The following is a 19,410-nucleotide window of genomic DNA, read 5'->3' as shown; positions in this document are numbered from 1 at the left end:
CTTGTCGACCCGCATCTGGTATGCTATCCTGCTGAATACAATCACCCGGATCTCCAGTCAAAAAAGGCGCAAATTATGTCAGAACGGAAAATGCATTCAAAATATCGCTCTCTACGCGTCCTGATACGATCAACCAACGATCATCCTTCTAAAAAGCGTGAAGTGGCTAGTATTATGCAGGAGCACTCTGTGAATCATAAATCAGAGCAAATGTCTACCGTTATCTCTGAAGCGGAAACGGAAAAGGAACGGCATGCCCGGCAAGTCAAAGAATTGCTAAGGCTGTGTGGCTTATTGCGCGCTGATCTCAAGTTAGAAGAGGTATTACAGCAAATTGTTGCGTCCACGGCCGTATGTACAGGCTTCAGGGCACTCAATGTCAATTTGCTAGATCCGACCGGGCGTATGCTTTCTTCGGCAGCTATAACGGGTGTATCAGAAGAAGATAAGCGGACTCTACAAGAAAAACCTTTCCCTGTGCAAGTTCTTACCGATGCGATGCATCCCGACTTTTTAATCAGTCAGAGTTATTTTATACCTCATGAGCATAATGATACCTTAGCCAAAATTCCACGGGTAACTGTTCAAGAAATGGAACAAAGAACATACGGGGCTGACGAATGGCATCCACGGGATGGTCTCATTGTACCTTTGTATAGTCCACGTAAAGAAGAGTTGCTGGGGTTTCTCTCATTGGATGATCCGGAGGATGGGAAGGTTCCTACGGAAGAGGCGGTTGAGGTCATTGAGCTTTTTGCGAATAAGGCGGCCACTGCTATTGATAACGCCCGTCTTTTTCAGAGCCGTGAGGCTGAGCATCAGGCTTTGGAGGCCGGTGTTACCGCTTTAAGTGAGGAGATTCAGCTTTTATCTCAAGGGGATATGCGCCCACTTATTTCATCGCAACATCCGCGTTTACAACCCATTGCAGACTCCTTGAATTCGACGATTGATCGTATCAGTGGCTTGTTACGGGATATGCAAGCGGTCTCTGAAGCGGTCGAGGTGCATACCCAGACCGTCCAACAGAACTCCGAATTGTTGGTTCATGATACACATGTGCAGGAAATGCAGGTTGATCAGATCTCACGCACGATTAATGATTTTGCCCAGATGATGAGCAGGATCTCCGAACGGGCGGCTAATCTCTCTAACACGGCTCTAGATGGAGTGGATGTGACCAATGAGGCACAAACCACGGTCGATCGAACAGTTGAGGGAATGAGCCTGGTACGTGAGGCGACGTTACAGTCGGCGCGTACGATGAAGAATCTGAGTGAGAGCGGTCAGGAGATCAATGAGACCATTTCCAGCATGAATGATCTTACGATGCGTATGCATTTGCTGGCGCTGAATGCAGCCATCGAGGCCACGCGTGCTGGCGATCAGGGACAGGGCTTTACGGTGGTCGCCCAAGAGATTCGCGCGCTGGCTATGAGTAGTTCAGATGTGGCGCGTAAAGTTGGCGATTATATCCATGTTATTCAGCAAGAGACCGCCAAAGCATCTCAGCGGGTGGAGCAGAGTACGCAGGAGGTAGTCAAGCAGACTGAACTGGTGATGCAGACGGGGGTAGCGCTGGATGCGATTGGGGTGGTGACCGATCAACTGACCCACTTGATCGATGGTATCTGCTCGACCGCTGAAAATCAATCTCAGGGTTCACAACTAGTGGTGACAGCCATCACCGAGATCCTGCGTATGACGAGTGATGTTACCCGTCATATGCGTGAAATGCAACAATCAACCAATCGTCTGGTTGAATATACCAATGCATTGCGCGCGCGCCTGGCTTTAATCCATTTGCGCGAGCAATAGCATATCTTTTAGCATTCATAGCCCAGGCTGCGCGCGGCTTCGTAAGCGGTCTGGGCCTCTGTGTGTCTGCCTAGCTGTTCCAGTACCTGGCCTTTATGATAATACAGAATAGCCTCACGTGGGGCCAGAATGATTGCCTGTTCATAGGCACTTAATGCCGTTTCCGTCGTATCTATTTCCATTGCATCAAGCGTATGTGTGGTAGTCGCAAAAAGTGGCGAATAAAGCTCATTCATATCGTGCGAGAGAGCAAGACTGTCCATTGCTGCCCTTTCTTACATCCTTTTTAATCTACTCTAATGATCCGTTTTGATCAGGCTACCCATCCTACATAAAACAGTATTTCTATTCATTCTTTTTGAATGCATGCTTGTTGGTTTGTTTGCTCTGATAGTCCTATTGCACGTTGGCCTGCTGTGTTTGGGAACGCTAGTGTCGGTACCAGAAATGATCCCAGGCCTCCCAGAAGGTGTTTCCTGTTGCTGAAACCATGCGTGGATTCTCAATCTTTACGCCCTCTCGACCGATAAAGCTATTGGCGTGTTCCGGAGTAGCCAACTCAACGCGGAAAGTCACTGGTCCGGTGGGTTTGTATGGTTTTGGCCAGTTGGCCTTTAGACTCAAGGCTTGCGCTACTTCCATCTCGATCAGTGAACAGGCATCCTGTGGTGCGAGATTTTTAGCACTATAGCGACCCAGACCTTGTTTGACCTGCGCGGTCACGATCTCTTCTCCCAGCAGTGCTTTTACTTCCTGGCAAGTAGCTTCATCACCCGATGCAAAGATGGCTGGCACATTCCAACTGCCTGCTATGGCAGCCAATATGCCGCTCTCACCGACCAGTGTATCGTTGATCCAGGCGTTATGCCACTCCTCGGTAGAGACAGTATGGCAGAGTACTCCGTTGGGTGTGCCCGCCATAGCATGGGCGCCCACAAAAAGAATCGCATCACAACCTTTTTCAAAGGCATCGATATAACGAGCCCATGGATAACCAAAGACATATTCCGCGCCAGACTCAAGGTGTGAAGGAAGAAAGCTCTTAAAGCTATAGGCTCCGCCAGCACCATGACAATCAACAACAATTACTTCATGGGCTCCCGCAGCTCGGGCTCCTCTGACCGCTGCATTCATCTCATCCGTATAAAGTTTGCGACATTCCTCGTAGAATGCGCTTCCGGCGTTTACCTGCTCCCATGTTTCAATACAAGAGATCCCTTCCATATCACAGAAAATAATGACGCGCATGTGTTCTCTCTTTCCCGTTAGTGCAGATCGGTCATTTCGATGTTTGCGATTTCTGAAAGACTACGTTTCTTCGGTGTAATGGGATTTAAAAGTATGTGTGCAGACACTCTTTTGTGTATTACTTTGTATCATACTACTATCCTTAGAACAGATAAAGTAGATCTAGTACTTTGTACCCTTATCAAGCTCTGCCTTGGATCTAAACAAGCAATCGCTATTAAATTTTTGAGCCATGCTGTCTCATATTGCGCATGTATTAGATAGATAATTCATGCCTGCTTCTTTTATAATTGTTGGGGCAAAATTGTGCACAGCACAATTTTGCCCCAACAATTATAAAAGAAGCAGGTTCCCGTCAGGGAACGAGTGTGGGCATCAGACACATCCTTACAGACAAAAAAAGCGCACCTTTGGTGCGCATTGAATGCAATGTTTTTAGCTGGTGAGTCGACTACTTTGATAAGATGTTGTCTACATCTTTCAAAAGATCATCCAGCTCAAATGGCTTTTCTATATAAGGTAAGCGCAGCCTATCCAATTCTTTCTCTGAAAAATTTGCGCTCATGAATAGAACTGGCGTATCTTCAAGGCCCTCAGTTGTATGAAGAAGATTATAGAGCTCAAGACCATCCATGCCTGGTAGCTGATAATCCAGCAAAAACATATGTGGCTTGCGGCTTTTGATGAAGTTTAAAGCTTTAAATGCATCCTCCGCCAGAACAGCCTGATATGGTGTTTCCTGTTGGAAAGCATGGACAATAAATTCACCAATATCTATATCATCTTCAACTATCAGAATTGTTTTTTTTGCCACAGATTCGTCAGGGGCAGTTTCTGAACTAATTGGCATATGTTGACTCCCTTTTTTGAATCACTGAAAGAAATAAAGTCATATTAGGTACGTCATCCGAAGGAAGACCGTTTCAGTTAGTGGTAATCACAGGAGATTAGTCAAAATATGCTTTTGTACTTTTTGCTTCTTGAGGTTGTATTTTGCTTTACTCTTGACGGAGTCGTATATTATCCTTCGACATTGTATGAGGAGTAAGGAGGAGTCTGCATAAGCTTATTGATTGTTTTAAGCAGTTCATCTAATTCAAAAGGTTTTTCTAAGAAAAGCACATTACTTTGCTTAATTACATCTCTTTCCGTGCTGGCACTAAGAAAAATAGTCGGAACATTTTGTAAGCCGGTAATTGTATGAAGTTGTTGATAAAGCTCAAAGCCATTGATACCAGGAGGTAGGAAATAATCCAGGATAAACAAATCAGGCGTCATACTTTGAACCGTTTTAAGTGCCTCATCGGCATTGGTAGCGAGGTATGGAATAAAATCTGTCTCTTGTGAGATAACGAGAGTCAGAAACTCACCATTATTTGGATCATCTTCGACAATTAATATCTTTTTTTCTTGTGACGTATCTTTGTAATCCTGATTCATCCTTCGATCTCCTTGTTGCAGGAATGGCTGTGCTTCTGATATTGTAACATTAATAATCAAAATAATGTACACGTGCCTTGATATATAACAAGGAGACTCTCCTGATTACTTCCGCGGGTCTATATTACTTGACCATGCCAGGAAATATTGGCGCTATCTTTAGCCAAATTGTACGTAAATGCAGTGCCTGATCACTGATGGTTGCATCATGACACGCAAAGGCATCTTCATAGTGTTGCTTGCATCCCATCCTCTTTTGTGACGATCATGGCCTTTGCGTGTCATGATGCTAGAATCTGTTTGTTAGCGCCTGCGTCTGCCGCGTCTCTTTACTGGAGGCGGATCATATTCGCGATACAGGCGTTTGCCTATTTTCCAACCAAAGTAGCCACAAACGATTACTGCAATGATGGCAACAATGATCATTACAATGCGAATGGTCGTACTCAAACTACTATGCAACAATCCTGATAGGGACTCAGCGTAAAAGCGGCCAAAGAGGGCTACGCTCAAACTAAGCAACATACCAACCATTGTACCCAGGCAACAACCAAGTGGTCCCCCATTAGTCTCTCCTTGTGCCTCCGGTGGTAATTGAGAGAGCGGGGAAGCCGGAGTGGTCGCGATATCCTGATTGGCGGCCTCACCAGAAGTCGTTACCTCTTTCTCCGGTTGCGGTTGCGACGTCTCACTACTAGAGTTCTCTGCTGAAAACGAATCTGATGGCATGGACACAGAAGTTAATCCTTTATATCTGTTGTAATAACGATTGATGGACAGATTCTGACGGGACTAGAAGGTGCCAAATTGGCGATCGCCGGCATCCCCAAGTCCTGGAATTATGTAGCCATTATCGTTGAGTGCCTCATCAAGTTCGGCAACATAAATATCAATATCAGGATGCGCCTGAGCCAGTCGCATAAGTCCATACGGTGCGGCAATGATGCCTAGGTAGGAAAGTCGTGGGATGCCACGGCGTTTCAAAATATTGATTGCATCAATAGCCGAGCCACCAGTTGCCAGCATAGGATCTACGGCATAGACCACCTGTAAATCTACTTGATGTGGCAAGCGATTATAATATTCCATTGCCTGCAGCGTCTCTTCATCCCGGCGTAACCCAAGATGCCAGACCTGGACATCGGGAATTACCTGACGGAATCCTTCGGCCAGGCCAAGGCCAGCGCGTAAAATAGGGGTAACGCCGATCCCACCTGCCAGTCGATAACCAGTGGTCGATTGTAGCGGAGTCTCAATGGTGCTGCTCTCTAAAGAGAGGGTCTCGGTAGACTCATATGCCAGCAGGGCGCCAATCTCTTTTACCAACTGATAGAACTGTGGTGGTGGCGTATTCTTGTTACGTAGCAATGTCATTTTATGAGCCATGACTGGATGGGTTGAAATATGGACACGTGGTAACTTCAATACCTCTTCTCGGCTGGGCTGAGGGATGCCTTGCATCGGCAATTTTGACTTACCACCCTGTGGACTTGTTCCTAGCATGTTTGTACTCCAATTTATATAGCACATCAAAATATATTGCAGTTAAATATACTCAGAATTGTATCAGAGTTAGCCAGAGGAGTCGAGTCTGCCATCTACACCCTCCTGGGTAGGGGGAGTAAAGGCTTTTTATAGTCCATAGGTCAAGTATGCAGAGAAAAAAACTACCTTTATGCTATACTACACGCATGGTAATTGCCGCAGCTGAAATTACATTGCATTTGCCGGATGCACATTCATTAAAAGACAAAAGGCAAATTATAAAATCGGTGATGGCTCGTGTGCGTAATCAGTTCGAAGTCTCGATAGCCGAAGTGGGTGAAAATGACCGCTGGCAGATCGCCAAAATCGGACTGAGTTATGTTAGCAATAGCAGCCAGCACGCTGGCGAAGTCGTTGACCATATTCGACGTTATATTGAAGAGACACGTCCGGATCTGGTTATCTCCGCCTTTGAAAAAGAAATAATTCATTGGTAAATGTATGGCACAAATGCTTAATTTTTTACCTTCCAATGCACCATCACCTGTCTATGTGCTTGGTGTACGTGTGGATCGCCTCACTCAGCGGCAGGTACTTGCAGCCCTGAGGCAAATCCTTTCTTCGGCCAGGGCCGGTTCCAGGCCACCCTGTCAACAAATTATTACCGTAAATCCTGAGTTTGTGATGGCCGCGCAAAAAAACACGCTCTTTCGCCAGTGTATCAATCAAGCCGCGCTGGTCACGGCTGATGGTATGGGGATTGTCTGGGCGTCTCGTTTGTTGCGCCAGCCAACACCTGAACGTGTAACAGGCGCTGATACCCTGGTTGAGTTGGCCCGACTGGCCGCTGAAGATGGTTATCGCTTATATTTGCTCGGGGCGGCTCCTGGTGTGGCTGAGATCGCTGGGACCCGCTTACAGGAACTGGCACCGGGCCTAAAAATTGTCGGCACCTATGCTGGTTCTCCGGCACCTGAAGAAGAAAATGAGATCCTGGAGCGTATTCGTACTGCCCAGGCTGATATAGTGTGTGTCGCTTATGGTGCACCCGCGCAAGATCTCTGGATCTATCGCAACCTGCAGCGGCTACCAGCCTCCCTCGCCATGGGTGTGGGTGGCGCCTTTGACTTTTTAGCGGGCCGTCAGCGCCGCGCCCCACATTGGATGCGCCGCACCGGACTGGAGTGGCTGTATCGATTGTATCGTGAGCCATGGCGCTGGCGGCGCATGTTAGCATTGCCACTATTTGTTTTCCAAGTAATACGAAAAGGGAGTCGCCCCTCATGAAGCTCGATGCTCCCACCTCTCTACCATCCAGTGCCTCCTTGCGCTCCTTGATACAGGACTTCTCCGGCAAGCGGGTATTGGTTATTGGGGATATGGTGGCTGATGAATATTTGATTGGTAATCCAACACGCATCTCTCGCGAGGCACCAGTGCTGATCCTGGAACTGACGGAAGAGCGTACCGTCCCAGGGGGAGCCAGTAATGTCGCGGTTAATGCTTCCGCCTTGAAGGCCGAGGTTTTTCTCACAGGAGTGGTCGGCAATGATCTGGCGGGCCAGAAACTACGGCAGGCTATTGCCGCATTAAATATGAACCAGGATGGTTTGATTTCAGATGCCAGCCGCCCAACCTCAACCAAGACACGCATTCTGGCCGGCAGCCCCCAGATTGTTCAGCAGCATATTGTGCGGCTCGATCGGGTTGATATGTCGGACATTGCAAATCCCTGCAAAGGCCAGATCATCGATTATATTGAGCGTATCTTGCCAGAGATGGATGCTGTAGTGCTCTCGGATTATGCCAACGGTATGATCAGTCCTGAGATAATCAATGTCTGTATTCCGGTGGCCAGGGCCCTCAACAAGGTTGTGGTGGTAGATGCGCATGGCTCACTCTTCCGTTTCCAGGGTGTGACGGCGCTGACACCTAATCAGCCCGAGGCCGAAGCAACGCTAGGTATGACAATTAATACTCTGGCTGATCTAAATGAGGCTGGCCGACGTTTATTAGAGGGAAGCAAAGCGCAGGGAGTTCTGATCACTCGTGGTAGTGAGGGCATGAGTCTGTTTGAAGCAGGCAAAGAGCCGCTGCACCTGCCAATCCATTCGCTATCCCTGGGCAGCGAAATTGTTGACACCAATGGTGCAGGTGATACCGTCGCCGCTACCTTTACCCTGGCCTTAACCGCAGGTGCCAGTATGTTTGAAGCCGCGTATCTGGCCAATGCTGCCGCCGCCCGGGTTGTCCGGCGCATGGGTTGTGCCAGCAATACACCAGAAGAATTGATGAGTAGCTTGCATGAGTAATTTTCAAGAATCTACGCAGAAAAAAATAATGCAGCGAGCCGAACTGGCTACCGAAGTACAGCGCCGTCAGCAGGCAGGAGAGCGCTGTGTCTTTACCAATGGCTGTTTTGACCTTATCCACCTGGGACATATACGTTATCTGCAAGAGGCACGTGAACTGGGAGATTTTCTGGTGCTGGCCCTGAATAGCGACGAGAGTACACGTCTGCTGAAAGGTCCCAATCGTCCGTTAGTACCCGAACAAGAACGCGCAGAGATCCTGGCAGCGCTGACCTGTATTGATTATGTTACTATCTTCCCTGAACGAGCCGCCAGCGGCTTAATTGATCTGCTTCACCCGGATATTTATGTCAAAGGCGCGGACTATGTGTTGGCCGAAGGAAATCAACCGGACCTGAAGCGTTTGCCCGAAGCGCCACATGTACAGGCCTACGATGGATCTATACAGTTTATTCATTATCTGGCAGGACATTCAACCACTGCGTTAATCGAAAAAATCAAGCATCTACCATAAGCAGCACTAAAGCTTGATCCTAATGTATAAAAAATATTGGTTATGTGGAGTATGACATTTAGCTTATTCTTGTGGGGCTCCATTATTTTTGTGTGCTGACCATGAAGGAGCAAAATTTTATGGCCAAAGATTCTATCGATGAAGAAACTCTTTCATCTGAAGATAAGCGTGAGGATGGGACGGTTGAGGCTATTCCAACTGTGCTGGGTGGAAGTAATGAGGATGGACAGTCCTCGATTGAGGTGATAGAGACGACACCAGTTCGTCAAGAGGTGTCTGATGCTCCTCAGACGCTTTCTGAGGCGAGTGCGGAGTCTGTGGACGTACCAGGAACTCCTATGGAGAATGTATCGGCGCCTACAAGCGATCGGCGCGAACTAATGAAGTCGGCGTCCCTGGTAGCGTTGGGAAATCTGGGGAGCAGCGTGCTGGGTATGTTGCGTCAGAGTTTTATTGCTTATACCGGTGCTGCTATTTCGGGTCCGTTTTTTGCTTCAATCTCGCCGGCGCAAAAATTCAATGATTTCATTGTCAATGGTTCGGTGCCTGGTGCTCTCATTCCTACCTTCAATGATTATGCGGACAACCGGGAAGAGCTGCGCCGCCTGGTCTTCACTCTCGTCAATCTCGTCCTGATCGTGATGGCAATATCCTCAGTAGGATATTTTTTCGTTGCTCCCTGGTTTACCAATACCATCCTGGCACCTGGATTTCACGAGCAAGAGCGACTGCTAACCCTACACTTTACGCGCATTATTTTCTTTTCCTTGCTTGCATTGGGACCTTTTGCCGTCTTGCAGGCGGCCCTTTATGCACAGAAGGAATTTGGTTGGACAGCTTTTGCGGCCGCAGCCTACCATGCTGGTATCATTGTTGGTGCTATTTTTACCGCGGTTGTGAGTGATCGTTTCTTCGGCTTGAGGCAGTATGGCCTGGCCTTTGGTGTGATCCTCGGAACGGTAGGCGAGATTGTGCTGATCATTCCAGGTATGCGCAACCAGCATATGCGTTATATGTGGGTGCTTGATCTCAAACATCCCGCTTTACGGCGTATTCTCAAACTCTATGCCCCTGTTGCCTTTAGCTTCCTTTTCTCTGCCTGTATCGCCTTTCTGGATCAATTTCTGGCCACCCAGACACCGTGTATCGATATCATGCGCCAGGCAAAGAGTTGTGGAGATGCCAACTTTTCCGCCATGAATTTTGCCACCCTGTTGATTCAGTTTCCTGGTGGACTGGTCGCCTCGGCACTCTCATTTGCGGTCTTGCCATCGCTGACCACATACATGCGCGAAGGAGACATTGAGCGTTTCAAAAGCATGTTGCTGCTAGGTTTTCGCCTGGGATTGCTCTTGATGATTCCTGCTGCGGTTGGTTTGATTGTATTAAAACTACCAATTGTGGCCTTGCTCTTTCAGCGCGGTAAGTTTACAGCGGCCCAGGGAGTTTTGACCACGATCGCATTGCAGAACTATGCTTATCAACTCCCCTTTATTGCCATTGATCAGCTATTAATTTCAGCTTTCTATGCGCGGAAAAACACCATCATCCCGGTAGCGGTTCTGGTAATCAGCGCGATGGGATATATCGCGGTCGCCCTACCATTCTGGCAAACGGCTGGCATGCCAGCCCTGGTCCTGGGTAATACCGTGCAAAATATTCTGCATCCTATCATTCTCCTGTTGATCTTGTGGAAATCGATTGGCTCGCTGCATCTGCGTGGCCTGCTGCCAGCGCTGTTGAAGATTATTGGAGCCACAGCCGTCATGGGTCTGGTAGCCTGGGGGTTGCAGTATGTACTGGGTCGTTTCCAACTTTTCTCAACCTCAACCTTTATTGGCAGTGTTCTTACGGTCATTATCGCGGGGGGGGTCGCAGCTACCATCTACTTTGCCCTGGTAATGTTCCTCAAAGTGGAAGAGGTCTCCATGTTAAAAGGAGCGTTACTGGCTAAACTAGGGAAGAAATAAGTAGAGTGTTTAAGGTTTGGTAGAGCACTGATATACGATGTGAGATCACATGCCAGTGCTCTACCAAACACAGCATTACGCAGTTCTATAGGGACTGAAGCAGCAAAACAAGCTTTTTCCATAGCCTCTGAGTTGAGATTACATATTGAAAAGCTATTCAGGGGATGTGTGCGAACAAATTATTCTCGCCAGTGATGTCATTTCCAACCCTTGAGGTAGCTAACTGGAAGTATTCGGTGCTACGCCATTTACGTTGAAGTTCACGGGGAAGACGAATGATAGGGAGAACCGTATCCACCTCACTACGATGCATATCCCAGGATTGTTTCTTTGCCAATTGCCAATTCTCAACATCCAGCAACACACTGATCTGATCATCATCAAAGCCCGAGTGTTCAAGATCCAGATTTTTAAACACATTATCAAAGGCCTGATCCTGGATCCACTCGGACATCATCATTACCTGGCGGCGTGAGTAAGAAGTATAATACAACTTCGCAGCCGAAAAAGCTGGTCCCATTTCGGGATAGAGCGCGCTATCCGCCGCCGCATGGAAGGCTCCGATGGTAGACTTATAAATAGCGATATGATCAGGATGGCCGTACCCGCCCGATTCATCAAAGGTAATCACCACCTGTGGGCGAAACTCACGAATAATTCCGACCAATTTTCCAATAACCTCGGCTGCACTGGCATTAATGAACGCCTCAGGATCCTGGTTGGCGGCTGTTCCTGGCATCCCCGAATCACGGTAGCCCAGGAACCATAATTTCTGTACCTGAAGCACTTCAGCGGCATCCCGCATTTCACCTTCACGGATCTCTCCAAGGTTATTTGGAGCAGTCAGAATGGAGTCTGAGGTCTCACCAACCTCTCCGCGTGTAGCGTAAACCAGACCCGTCTCAATACCGAGTCCTTGATACTTGAGTAATGCGCCACTGATCAATCCCTCATCATCGGGGTGGGCGAAAACGCCGAGCAGTCTTTTCGTTGACATGGTTCTTGTTCCTTCTTCCTCTGCCTGCCTTGTGGATGGAACCTTTATGCTAATGTAGCATGTGTTAAGAATGACTGTCAATTCTGCCTGCACATGATCAGGGCTTTTTAATTTTCAGCCGGGAGTAACTATCAGGCAAATTATATACAGAGTATTTCTGGTGTGGTGTGTGCTCTGTGGGCGGCTGCGGCCGCCCACAGAGCACACACCACACCAGACTCCGGCGCCGTAGGCGCCAGGAAGAGGAAAATTAAAAAGCCCTGGCACATGATCCACATCCTTACAGAAGAGTTTTATCATACGTATATAAAGTTTCACGTATCTACTTTTGGCCTGGACTCTTGTTTTGCAGTGCAAAGAGTTTTGAGTGTGGTATGGTGGAACACGGTCGGCGTGCCGCCATACCACACTCAAAACCTAGAGCTAAATAGTTCGCAAAAAATTATTCATTTTATATTCCTTTACACCTATAAGAGGTAAATTTCTATAAAATCTCTCTATTTTATAGAAATGATTTTGTTATACAATTCATTTTTTGTAATGCCATATCCTTAAAGAATAGAACGCGCATTTAGACTATGACTCTATCTTTCCTGTGGCAAATATGTTACAATATGTTTGGTGTGTAAGGCTATGCCTATTTTTGCATATAGCAAGCGCCTGTACCGTGGATGAGTATACTTCACGTGTTTATATTTTGATTGAAACCTTCATTTACTGCGGGCCGTGTTTGGTGGGTAGCATGGCGATTAAGAATCATGCACTTAAGAGTTTGAGGAGAGTTGAATGGCAAGATCAACATTAGATAGAGAACTTTTGGAGTTAGATTCCCAGATTCAGCGACTTGGTTCTCTTGTCGATGATGCATTGGAGAAATCTCTGGAGGCCCTTGCTACGGGTGATATGGCTCAAGCGGGTATGGTTATTGAGGCTGATTCAACAATTGATAGTGTGCGTAAAACTGTTGAAGAGCATGCTATTCGTCTACTAACAATGCAGCAACCGCTTGGTGGTCGAGATCTGCGTTTTCTGACTTCAGCTCTAGCGATTGCTGGCGATCTTGAGCGTGCAGGAGATGGCGCCGCAGGTATCGCACAGATCCTTTTACGTATGATGCCTTTGCGCGCAGGAGAGGGTGCGAGTACACAAACAGTTGGCGATACCCTTATCTCTGAAGCTTCTGCCCTGCGTGGTATTCTCGAATTGGGCCGCGAAGCTCGCCGTGTGCTGCAGGGAACAATGAAAGCTTTTGCCGAGCGCGATGTGAAGGCTGCGCGTTATATCTGGGAAGAGGATGATGTGGTCGATGTTCGCTATCATCTGGTACGCCATGACTTAATGGCCATGATGGCGGGTGCCCATGCCATTCCTACACTCCAGAATGATGCCAAGGCCCTACAGCGTGTAACCTATCTTTTATGGATTGCACATAAATTAGAGCGTGTCGCCGACCACTGCACCAACGTTTGTGAACGTCTGGTATTTACCATCGATGGTGAAAACGATATAACTGCTTCTTCTGCTGAACGTCCATAAAAATACCAAAAGACGCCGTCCATCTCTCTCAGATGGACGGCGTCTTTTGGTATTTTTATCTCTAGTCATTTGTGTTTTTATGCTTTGATGGCGCTCCAGAAAAAATTAGCCAGCTGGACATAGCCTTTGGCGCTGGGATGGAAACCATCGCCGCTAATATATTCTGGATGGGATGTGATCTGGCTATCTCTGGCGGTTAAATCGACGATTGTGACTCCATACTTTTGGGCAAGAGTTGCTAACCGGGTATTCCAGCGCTGAACTTCGTGACGCATCTGCGTTTTTCCATCGGAACTGGTTCGAGATAAGGCTGGTAGCAGGGTTACATCTGGCAGATTGGCCATGACAATACGAGCCTGGGTCTGACTATGGAGTTGGGCTAGCATGGTGTCCAGATCCTTCATATAGCTATCGTAAGGTACGCCCGCTACAAAATCGTTGGTCACCAGCCAGACGGTGATTAATTGTGGATTGGTTGAGAGGGCCAATGGAAGTTCCCGATTGATGGCCTCATGCAAGTGAATACCACTTACACCCAGATTGAGCGTATGTGATCCTTGTGGTAAGTGGCTGCCAATCAATGGTACATATCCTTGCGAGCCCGGCTGCGTGCTGCCAACTCCGACTGCATCCGAAGCGCCGAGCGCTACATACACAATAGGTCCTGTGGGTAGCTGTGTACTGGTTGTACCGGATGGTTTCGCCGTTCCCTTGGGAGCAGTTGTCTTTGTCGCCGAGGTTTGTTGGGTTGGTGTACTACTACCGCAAGCAGTACATCCAATAAGCAATACACATACAAAAAGTAAAGAGAAAAACGATCGTTTCTTGGAGATTGATATCTGCATAGTGCAATTCACTTTTTTCGAAATCAGGTTAGACAGGAATGAAACAACTTCTTCATTGTAACACACCATTTCATTTACGAAAGGATACAAAAATTTTTTGCAGTGTAGAAAATAGAAAGGGCACTCAAGCGAGCACCCTTTCTATCTAAGTTTACCTATATTGTCTTCCTGTTGTTCTGTCGAAATAGTTTAGAAAGATGGGCCGCCCGCTACGCGGGCGAGGGAGGTAGGGGGAGGCCAGGGCGCAGCCCTGGAACCCAGTCAGGGGATTGCTATCCCCTGCACCCCTGCCTTTTCCATAAACTTTGACAGATTGCTGAAAAATGCGTAATTATGATCCTGAAACTGACGAGTAGCCTGCCTGACCATCAAAGTTATAAAGATTTTCAATCTTGATGAAATCTAGACCGGTCTCGCTGATGCGCTGTAGCAGGGATGTGATCTGGGCATGGGTGATTGTACCCTCACCGAGGAAGCGGTTACGCCAGTGGTCTGTGGTAAAGGTTTCAGGCATGCCATTAGGCCAGACGCGGGCACCACGGTTGGTAATTAACTGTAATTTCAAACCTTCGCCATTGACTTGCTGCAAGATTTCGGCCAGTTTATTGCTGTCGTGCTCTGGCCAATCCACGAAGACATCGACGCCAACCAGTTCTTTTTTGCTGGTGTCGCGTGTAAGGGCTGCGGCCTGTTTCGCTGCACTTGGTGGGGCTGACACATACTTAACCGCTTTGAGTGTTTGAGGAGATTGTCCCAGACGAGCGATTACAGCCTCAGCAAATTCTTTGGTGCCGACCTTCTGTTTGCTCACACCTTCAGCGAAGATATCATAGGTATGGATACCGTCTTCCATTGTGCGTAGCCAGGCATTATGGACGCGGGTCGCTACATCTGGTTGATCGATATGGACCAGCATCATGACGGCGGCCAGGAGCAGACCAGAAGGATTGGCCAGATTCTGTCCCGCACGACGTGGGGCAGAGCCATGGATGGCTTCAAACATGGCACACTGCTCACCAATATTGGCTGAACCAGCCAGACCGACCGAGCCAGCAATCTGAGCGGCTACATCGGACAGGATATCGCCATAGAGGTTTGGCATGACAATTACATCAAAGGCCTCTGGAGTATCAGCCATTTTGGCTGAACCAATGTCAACAATCCAACTCTCATTCTCGATATCAGGATACTCTTTGGCAATTTCATCAAAAACTTTGTGGAAGAGGCCATCGGTGAGCTTCATGATATTATCTTTCATGAAGCAGGTCACTTTTTTGCGATTATGGGCGCGTGCATATTCAAACGCATAGCGCACAATTTTTTCAGAGCCTGGTCGGCTAATAAGTTTGAGCGACTCCATCATATCCGTTGTCTGGCGATACTCGATACCTGTATAGGTGTCCTCTTCATTTTCACGGATAATTACCACGTCCATGGTAGGATGCTTGGTATCTACAAAAGGATAATAAGAGACGCAGGGGCGCACGTTAGCATAGAGACCGAAGGTTGTTCGTGTGGTCACGTTCAAGCTTTTGTAACCGCCACCCTGAGGCGTTGTAATAGGAGCTTTAAGAAAAACTTTTGTGCGCCGCAGGGATTCCCACGCACTGGGTTCGATGCCTGCACTAATACCTCGCAGATAAACCTTTTCTCCGACCTCGATTGTCTCAGGTTCAATCTGTGCGCCGGCCGCCTCAATAATGTGCAGCGTCGCATCCATAATTTCAGGGCCAATACCATCACCGTGGGCTACTGTAATTGGTGTCTTATTTGCCATTTATGTAGGAGTCCTTTCTCCGTATTGCCGCTCCTGTATATAGGAGCCAGGATGTAAGGTTTGGAACATAATAAAGAGCACGTACTCCTCCTCATCTGAGGTATAGTTGTACGTGGCTTCTTGAAATAACTTTGGCTAACCATGGAACAAGGTACCAATGATTACCCGCATTGTACCACATGAAAAATTTACTTCGTCGCTTTTCCGCCATCGTCAACAATCGTTAGCTTGCCGGTATTGATATCAATGACCAGACCGGAAACTGGTAGTTTTGGCAAGAACGGGCTGTTGCGAATGACATTAACTACTTCCTGTACATTCATATGGACTTCCTTGAAGGCACCAATCCATTCGACCAGGCCATTTACATCTTTAAGTCCATATTCTCGTATCAATTTGTCGGGATCAACACCCAGTGCCTGCATGGTCGCGGTAAGCACGGTAGGATTGACCTTCGAGAGTCCACATTCGGTATGTCCAACGACAATAACCTGGCGTACACCAAGCAGATAGATACCGCCTGCCAGCGAGCGAATCAGATCATTAGCGGCTTCCGGGCGATCGGGAGAAGAGATCGTCGCGCCTGCCGTGCGTAGTTCCAGTACATCGCCACGTTCCAGTCCAAGCGCGGGCTCAAACATATTCACCAGACGGCAATCCATGCAGGTCACCAGGGCCGTATTTTTGCGTGGGGCATGTCCAACATGAGGTACAGTTGTATTTTGGAGAAAGCGTTCATTATTTGCAAGAATTTCTTGAAGCATCGGTTACCATCCTTTTTCTCTTATCCATTGAGAAATAGTCTATGCAATGTGTGCAGTTTGCCACAGTGTAACATGTGGTTCAGGCAGATACAAGCCAGATTCATAGGCCCTTGCTAGAAGCCAATGCACGCCCTAAAAAAGGCTTCTAGCCAGGATAGGATGGTTAGCGAATATTGTGGATGACACGCGTCCCCCAGGCGTATGAACCAGGGGAGGAGCCACGCAGGATGGTGGTTGGTAAGCCGCTCTCCTGTTCATAGCGCTGGCTGATCTCTGCAATCGCTTTATCGGCATTCTGACGAGCCAGGATCGCTACCGTTCCTCCGCTACCGCCACCCGTAATTTTCGCACCGTAGAGCCCGGATGCCCGACCTGTTATACGAACCAGTTCAACCAGGTGGTCAGTACCGGCAGAACCAAGTCCACAGCTACTATAACTGACATGCGATTGATACATCAACTCACCTAACAGGATTAGTTGCTCCGCGCTGGTAGCAGGCTGTTGTAAGAGGGCGCGGAAAAGCCGCACGCGCTGATGCTCATAGATGGGATGGGCCGTCGGTTGGCGTATAGCATAGGTACGTTGAGGATCAATGTGTGTTACTGTATCGGTCGTGCCACCATAGCGCTCCAGAAAGGCAGCACCTGTCATTGCTAATGGAACCTGTTCTCGATAAATGGCTTCCCAGAGAGAAGGTGGGACATTCGCCAGATAACCCTGCCAGAGAGGATCAGCGATCTCCACATATGATCCTGTTTGGGATGCCACTGTATAACCACTGAGATCTGCAATAATGCGATACCCCATAAAGGCTCCTACACGTACCGATCCATAGTCCGCGCCTATGACAGAGTGCCGTACGCCTGAATCGATCCCCCAGATCTCCACACCCTCTGGTAGCGGTACGGCTTCCTGTAGCTCAGCTGGCTGGCATAAGAGCGCGAGTAAGCTATTATCTTCCCCACAGGCCGAGGTCATTTGATCCATTACTCCACATGGTGCACCAACGACCAGATTCTCGACTTTTTGGCAGAGCATCGCTATCTCACGACCGCTCAGGCGCAGTTGATATTGCTCATTGAGCGCCTGCATTACCGCTACTTCAAGGGCTGCTGAGGAACTGACACCTTTGCCAATTGGTACTTCGCAGTGCAGCATAATACGCAATCCCTGCTCCGCACTAAACTGCCGCTCACGCTGCAACACAACCAGGGTTCCAAGCACATAGGCCGCCCAGGCCGTCTCAGGATGACTGTTCAGCAGGATGTGAGCGGCCTCATAGCTGATCGGTTGCTCATCCACGCGTAAAGCAGCCAGGGGCAGATCGACTATGGGTTGACCATTGAGCCCGCTGGCTGCGGTACTACAAACCGTGATAGTTGGAGCGCTATTTGTCTGCACCGCAGCCATGGTTGCTACCGCCAGGGGCATCTCTAGCACCAATGAGCCCGAATAATCCGCGATGCCACCCATTAAATCCAGCCGTCCGGGGGCACGCGCAACAAGCAGAGGAGCGGCAGGATTAAAAAAATCGGTGTGCTCTGTATTTAGCTGTATCAGAAAGCGTTCAAGATCTGGTGCAGGCTGCTCCAATGGTAGATTATGATAGTGCCACATAAGGGGAGATGACTCCTTTCATTGCCATGCAGTTGTACTTGCAGTAGTACATTCATCCATTGGTGTTAAGCGGTGGTTGGTAAATGCTGTTGGAGTAGTATCATCAATGTTGGTGCGACCTGCTCATAAATGGCCTGATTCGCATAACCAATCCAGGTCATGTTGGTTGAGACATCTAGCGGGGCTGCTAATTGTTGGCCATGTTCATCGGTAACAATAATACCAGCTTTACGCGCAATCAGTTCGGTACAGAGATCATACGGATGACAGCCGAGACCTGAGGCTTGTCCACGTGCGGTTAATAGAGGTTCGGTAAGTGGTCGTAGATCAGCGATCCAGCGATCATGGCCCATGATTAATTCATAGAGTTGTCCGCCGCTACAGATATATTGATCTTCAAAGGCCTGTACCTTACCGGCCTCAGCCGGCCCAAGTGTGCGCAGAATCAATTCATCATCGATGGCCGCCAGTTCGGCCCGCACGCCAGGGAAGAAGCGTGAGATATTGCCATAACCCTGAGCAATTGTCTGTGCCTGAGATGGCTGGGGATGCAAAGGTGTGCGCTCGCCTGTCAGGCGATTATAGCGCTCACCGTGAACCGGTTGCTCGGCGACTGTCCACAACGTATCGCTCAAATGCTGCTTAACCAGCGGAATCTCTGTCTGTACGGCCAGTTCAATATCAGCTAGATTAGTGCCACTGCCACGATTGGGAGCCACGCCAGTCAGGATCCACGCGGCACGTTTCTGATACATCAAGCCACGAGTGCCATCAATAGGATCAATAATGATCACGAGTTCAACCTCCGCTGGATCGTGATCCGGAGGAAAGACCATTAAGCCATCTTCACCCAATCCTTCTGCCACCAGGAGAAAGGACCAATGGTTGCCTAAGCGCTCAAAGTACTGTAACAGAACCTGTTCTGAAATACGGTCAATGGCAAAAATAGTATCTCCGGCCTGTTCGGCAACGATCTCACTCAGCGCTTGCAGTGAACTACGCTCACAGGTGGCAACCACCTCATCGCGAATCGCTTCATGGATCTGACGAATAGTGATTAAGAGTTCATTGGCGGCACGAATCATA

General features: G+C 48.3%; 19 protein-coding genes. 7 read left to right on the top strand and 12 right to left on the bottom strand.

Annotated features, from left to right (window positions below):
• The first annotated feature begins 75 nt into the window (after positions 1–75).
• A complete protein-coding gene (locus EL633_RS06125) occupies positions 76–1,818 on the top strand; it encodes a methyl-accepting chemotaxis protein (protein WP_161981986.1) in 1,743 nt (580 codons plus the stop codon).
• Positions 1,819–1,826: 8 nt separating this feature from the next.
• Here the strand turns inward: EL633_RS06125 and EL633_RS06120 are convergent, their stop codons facing one another.
• The 6 genes from EL633_RS06120 to upp form a co-directional block, all read right to left on the bottom strand.
• Entirely contained in the window at positions 1,827–2,081 is a 255-nt protein-coding gene (locus EL633_RS06120; RefSeq protein WP_126626336.1) for a tetratricopeptide repeat protein, read from the bottom strand.
• A 166-nt stretch (positions 2,082–2,247) separates the two neighbouring features.
• On the bottom strand, positions 2,248–3,066 hold the full coding sequence (locus tag EL633_RS06115) for a M55 family metallopeptidase (RefSeq protein ID WP_126626335.1): 819 nt from the start codon (positions 3,064–3,066) through the stop codon (positions 2,248–2,250).
• A 451-nt stretch (positions 3,067–3,517) separates the two neighbouring features.
• Positions 3,518–3,916 (bottom strand): response regulator, encoded by a 399-nt coding sequence (locus EL633_RS06110; RefSeq protein WP_126626334.1) that lies wholly within the window; start codon positions 3,914–3,916, stop codon positions 3,518–3,520.
• Between the two features lie 170 nt (positions 3,917–4,086).
• Positions 4,087–4,506, bottom strand: a complete 420-nt coding sequence (locus EL633_RS06105; protein WP_126626333.1) for a response regulator — start codon at positions 4,504–4,506, stop codon at positions 4,087–4,089.
• A gap of 303 nt (positions 4,507–4,809) precedes the next feature.
• Positions 4,810–5,241 carry a hypothetical protein gene (locus EL633_RS06100; RefSeq protein ID WP_126626332.1) on the bottom strand — a complete coding sequence of 144 codons (432 nt, stop codon included), beginning with the start codon at positions 5,239–5,241 and terminating at the stop codon, positions 4,810–4,812.
• 57 nt (positions 5,242–5,298) lie between these two features.
• Positions 5,299–5,967 (bottom strand): uracil phosphoribosyltransferase, encoded by a 669-nt coding sequence (gene upp / locus EL633_RS06095; protein ID WP_126629357.1) that lies wholly within the window; start codon positions 5,965–5,967, stop codon positions 5,299–5,301.
• A gap of 191 nt (positions 5,968–6,158) precedes the next feature.
• Here upp and EL633_RS06090 point away from each other — a divergent pair, with 191 nt between their 5' ends.
• The 5 genes from EL633_RS06090 (at position 6,159) to murJ (ending at position 10,787) form a co-directional block, all read left to right on the top strand.
• The gene (locus EL633_RS06090; protein ID WP_307720614.1) at positions 6,159–6,488 is read left to right on the top strand and encodes a DUF503 domain-containing protein; all 330 of its coding nucleotides are present in this window, start codon (positions 6,159–6,161) and stop codon (positions 6,486–6,488) included.
• Positions 6,489–6,492: 4 nt separating this feature from the next.
• Complete coding sequence (locus EL633_RS06085; protein ID WP_218027422.1) at positions 6,493–7,278, top strand: WecB/TagA/CpsF family glycosyltransferase; 786 nt, start codon at positions 6,493–6,495, stop codon at positions 7,276–7,278.
• Positions 7,275–8,303, top strand: coding sequence for a bifunctional heptose 7-phosphate kinase/heptose 1-phosphate adenyltransferase (locus EL633_RS06080; RefSeq protein WP_161981985.1), 1,029 nt, complete (start codon positions 7,275–7,277; stop codon positions 8,301–8,303). Before EL633_RS06085 ends, EL633_RS06080 begins: the two co-directional genes overlap by 4 nt.
• Positions 8,296–8,817, top strand: a complete 522-nt coding sequence (locus EL633_RS06075; RefSeq protein ID WP_126626330.1) for an adenylyltransferase/cytidyltransferase family protein — start codon at positions 8,296–8,298, stop codon at positions 8,815–8,817. Before EL633_RS06080 ends, EL633_RS06075 begins: the two co-directional genes overlap by 8 nt.
• Before the next feature lie 119 nt (positions 8,818–8,936).
• Complete coding sequence (gene murJ, locus EL633_RS06070) at positions 8,937–10,787, top strand: murein biosynthesis integral membrane protein MurJ (RefSeq protein ID WP_161981984.1); 1,851 nt, start codon at positions 8,937–8,939, stop codon at positions 10,785–10,787.
• A 157-nt stretch (positions 10,788–10,944) separates the two neighbouring features.
• Here murJ and EL633_RS06065 read toward each other — a convergent pair whose 3' ends face one another.
• Positions 10,945–11,784, bottom strand: coding sequence for a PIG-L family deacetylase (locus EL633_RS06065; RefSeq protein WP_126626328.1), 840 nt, complete (start codon positions 11,782–11,784; stop codon positions 10,945–10,947).
• A gap of 786 nt (positions 11,785–12,570) precedes the next feature.
• Between EL633_RS06065 and phoU the strand changes: the two genes are divergently transcribed.
• Positions 12,571–13,320 carry a phosphate signaling complex protein PhoU gene (gene phoU / locus EL633_RS06060; protein ID WP_126626327.1) on the top strand — a complete coding sequence of 250 codons (750 nt, stop codon included), beginning with the start codon at positions 12,571–12,573 and terminating at the stop codon, positions 13,318–13,320.
• 77 nt (positions 13,321–13,397) lie between these two features.
• Here the strand turns inward: phoU and EL633_RS06055 are convergent, their stop codons facing one another.
• The 5 genes from EL633_RS06055 to EL633_RS06035 form a co-directional block, all read right to left on the bottom strand.
• Entirely contained in the window at positions 13,398–14,165 is a 768-nt protein-coding gene (locus EL633_RS06055; protein ID WP_161981983.1) for an SGNH/GDSL hydrolase family protein, read from the bottom strand.
• Positions 14,166–14,496: 331 nt separating this feature from the next.
• Complete coding sequence (locus tag EL633_RS06050) at positions 14,497–15,942, bottom strand: NADP-dependent isocitrate dehydrogenase (RefSeq protein WP_126626325.1); 1,446 nt, start codon at positions 15,940–15,942, stop codon at positions 14,497–14,499.
• Positions 15,943–16,130: 188 nt separating this feature from the next.
• A complete protein-coding gene (locus tag EL633_RS06045) occupies positions 16,131–16,706 on the bottom strand; it encodes a beta-class carbonic anhydrase (RefSeq protein ID WP_126626324.1) in 576 nt (191 codons plus the stop codon).
• Positions 16,707–16,869: 163 nt separating this feature from the next.
• Complete coding sequence (locus tag EL633_RS06040; RefSeq protein WP_126626323.1) at positions 16,870–18,324, bottom strand: galactokinase; 1,455 nt, start codon at positions 18,322–18,324, stop codon at positions 16,870–16,872.
• Between the two features lie 65 nt (positions 18,325–18,389).
• Positions 18,390–19,409, bottom strand: a complete 1,020-nt coding sequence (locus EL633_RS06035; protein ID WP_126626322.1) for an FIG domain-containing protein — start codon at positions 19,407–19,409, stop codon at positions 18,390–18,392.
• Between the last annotated feature and the right edge of the window lies 1 nt (position 19,410).

This window comes from Dictyobacter alpinus (genome assembly GCF_003967575.1).
GTDB lineage: Bacteria > Chloroflexota > Ktedonobacteria > Ktedonobacterales > Ktedonobacteraceae > Dictyobacter > Dictyobacter alpinus.
Note: the sequence above shows the minus strand (reverse complement) of the source record. Positions and strands in the feature narration are given on the sequence as shown.

What these genes read in the sequence shown, in the direction of transcription:
- EL633_RS06125 (WP_161981986.1), top strand. Translation starts at nt 76, where the DNA reads ATGTCAGAACGGAAAATGCATTCAAAATATCGCTCTCTACGCGTCCTG.
- EL633_RS06120 (WP_126626336.1), bottom strand. Translation starts at nt 2,081, where the DNA reads ATGGACAGTCTTGCTCTCTCGCACGATATGAATGAGCTTTATTCGCCA.
- EL633_RS06115 (WP_126626335.1), bottom strand. Translation starts at nt 3,066, where the DNA reads ATGCGCGTCATTATTTTCTGTGATATGGAAGGGATCTCTTGTATTGAA.
- EL633_RS06110 (WP_126626334.1), bottom strand. Translation starts at nt 3,916, where the DNA reads ATGCCAATTAGTTCAGAAACTGCCCCTGACGAATCTGTGGCAAAAAAA.
- EL633_RS06105 (WP_126626333.1), bottom strand. Translation starts at nt 4,506, where the DNA reads ATGAATCAGGATTACAAAGATACGTCACAAGAAAAAAAGATATTAATT.
- upp (WP_126629357.1), bottom strand. Translation starts at nt 5,967, where the DNA reads ATGCAAGGCATCCCTCAGCCCAGCCGAGAAGAGGTATTGAAGTTACCA.
- EL633_RS06090 (WP_307720614.1), top strand. Translation starts at nt 6,159, where the DNA reads ATGCAGAGAAAAAAACTACCTTTATGCTATACTACACGCATGGTAATT.
- EL633_RS06085 (WP_218027422.1), top strand. Translation starts at nt 6,493, where the DNA reads ATGGCACAAATGCTTAATTTTTTACCTTCCAATGCACCATCACCTGTC.
- EL633_RS06080 (WP_161981985.1), top strand. Translation starts at nt 7,275, where the DNA reads ATGAAGCTCGATGCTCCCACCTCTCTACCATCCAGTGCCTCCTTGCGC.
- EL633_RS06075 (WP_126626330.1), top strand. Translation starts at nt 8,296, where the DNA reads ATGAGTAATTTTCAAGAATCTACGCAGAAAAAAATAATGCAGCGAGCC.
- murJ (WP_161981984.1), top strand. Translation starts at nt 8,937, where the DNA reads ATGGCCAAAGATTCTATCGATGAAGAAACTCTTTCATCTGAAGATAAG.
- EL633_RS06065 (WP_126626328.1), bottom strand. Translation starts at nt 11,784, where the DNA reads ATGTCAACGAAAAGACTGCTCGGCGTTTTCGCCCACCCCGATGATGAG.
- phoU (WP_126626327.1), top strand. Translation starts at nt 12,571, where the DNA reads ATGGCAAGATCAACATTAGATAGAGAACTTTTGGAGTTAGATTCCCAG.
- EL633_RS06055 (WP_161981983.1), bottom strand. Translation starts at nt 14,165, where the DNA reads ATGCAGATATCAATCTCCAAGAAACGATCGTTTTTCTCTTTACTTTTT.
- EL633_RS06050 (WP_126626325.1), bottom strand. Translation starts at nt 15,942, where the DNA reads ATGGCAAATAAGACACCAATTACAGTAGCCCACGGTGATGGTATTGGC.
- EL633_RS06045 (WP_126626324.1), bottom strand. Translation starts at nt 16,706, where the DNA reads ATGCTTCAAGAAATTCTTGCAAATAATGAACGCTTTCTCCAAAATACA.
- EL633_RS06040 (WP_126626323.1), bottom strand. Translation starts at nt 18,324, where the DNA reads ATGTGGCACTATCATAATCTACCATTGGAGCAGCCTGCACCAGATCTT.
- EL633_RS06035 (WP_126626322.1), bottom strand. Translation starts at nt 19,409, where the DNA reads ATGATTCGTGCCGCCAATGAACTCTTAATCACTATTCGTCAGATCCAT.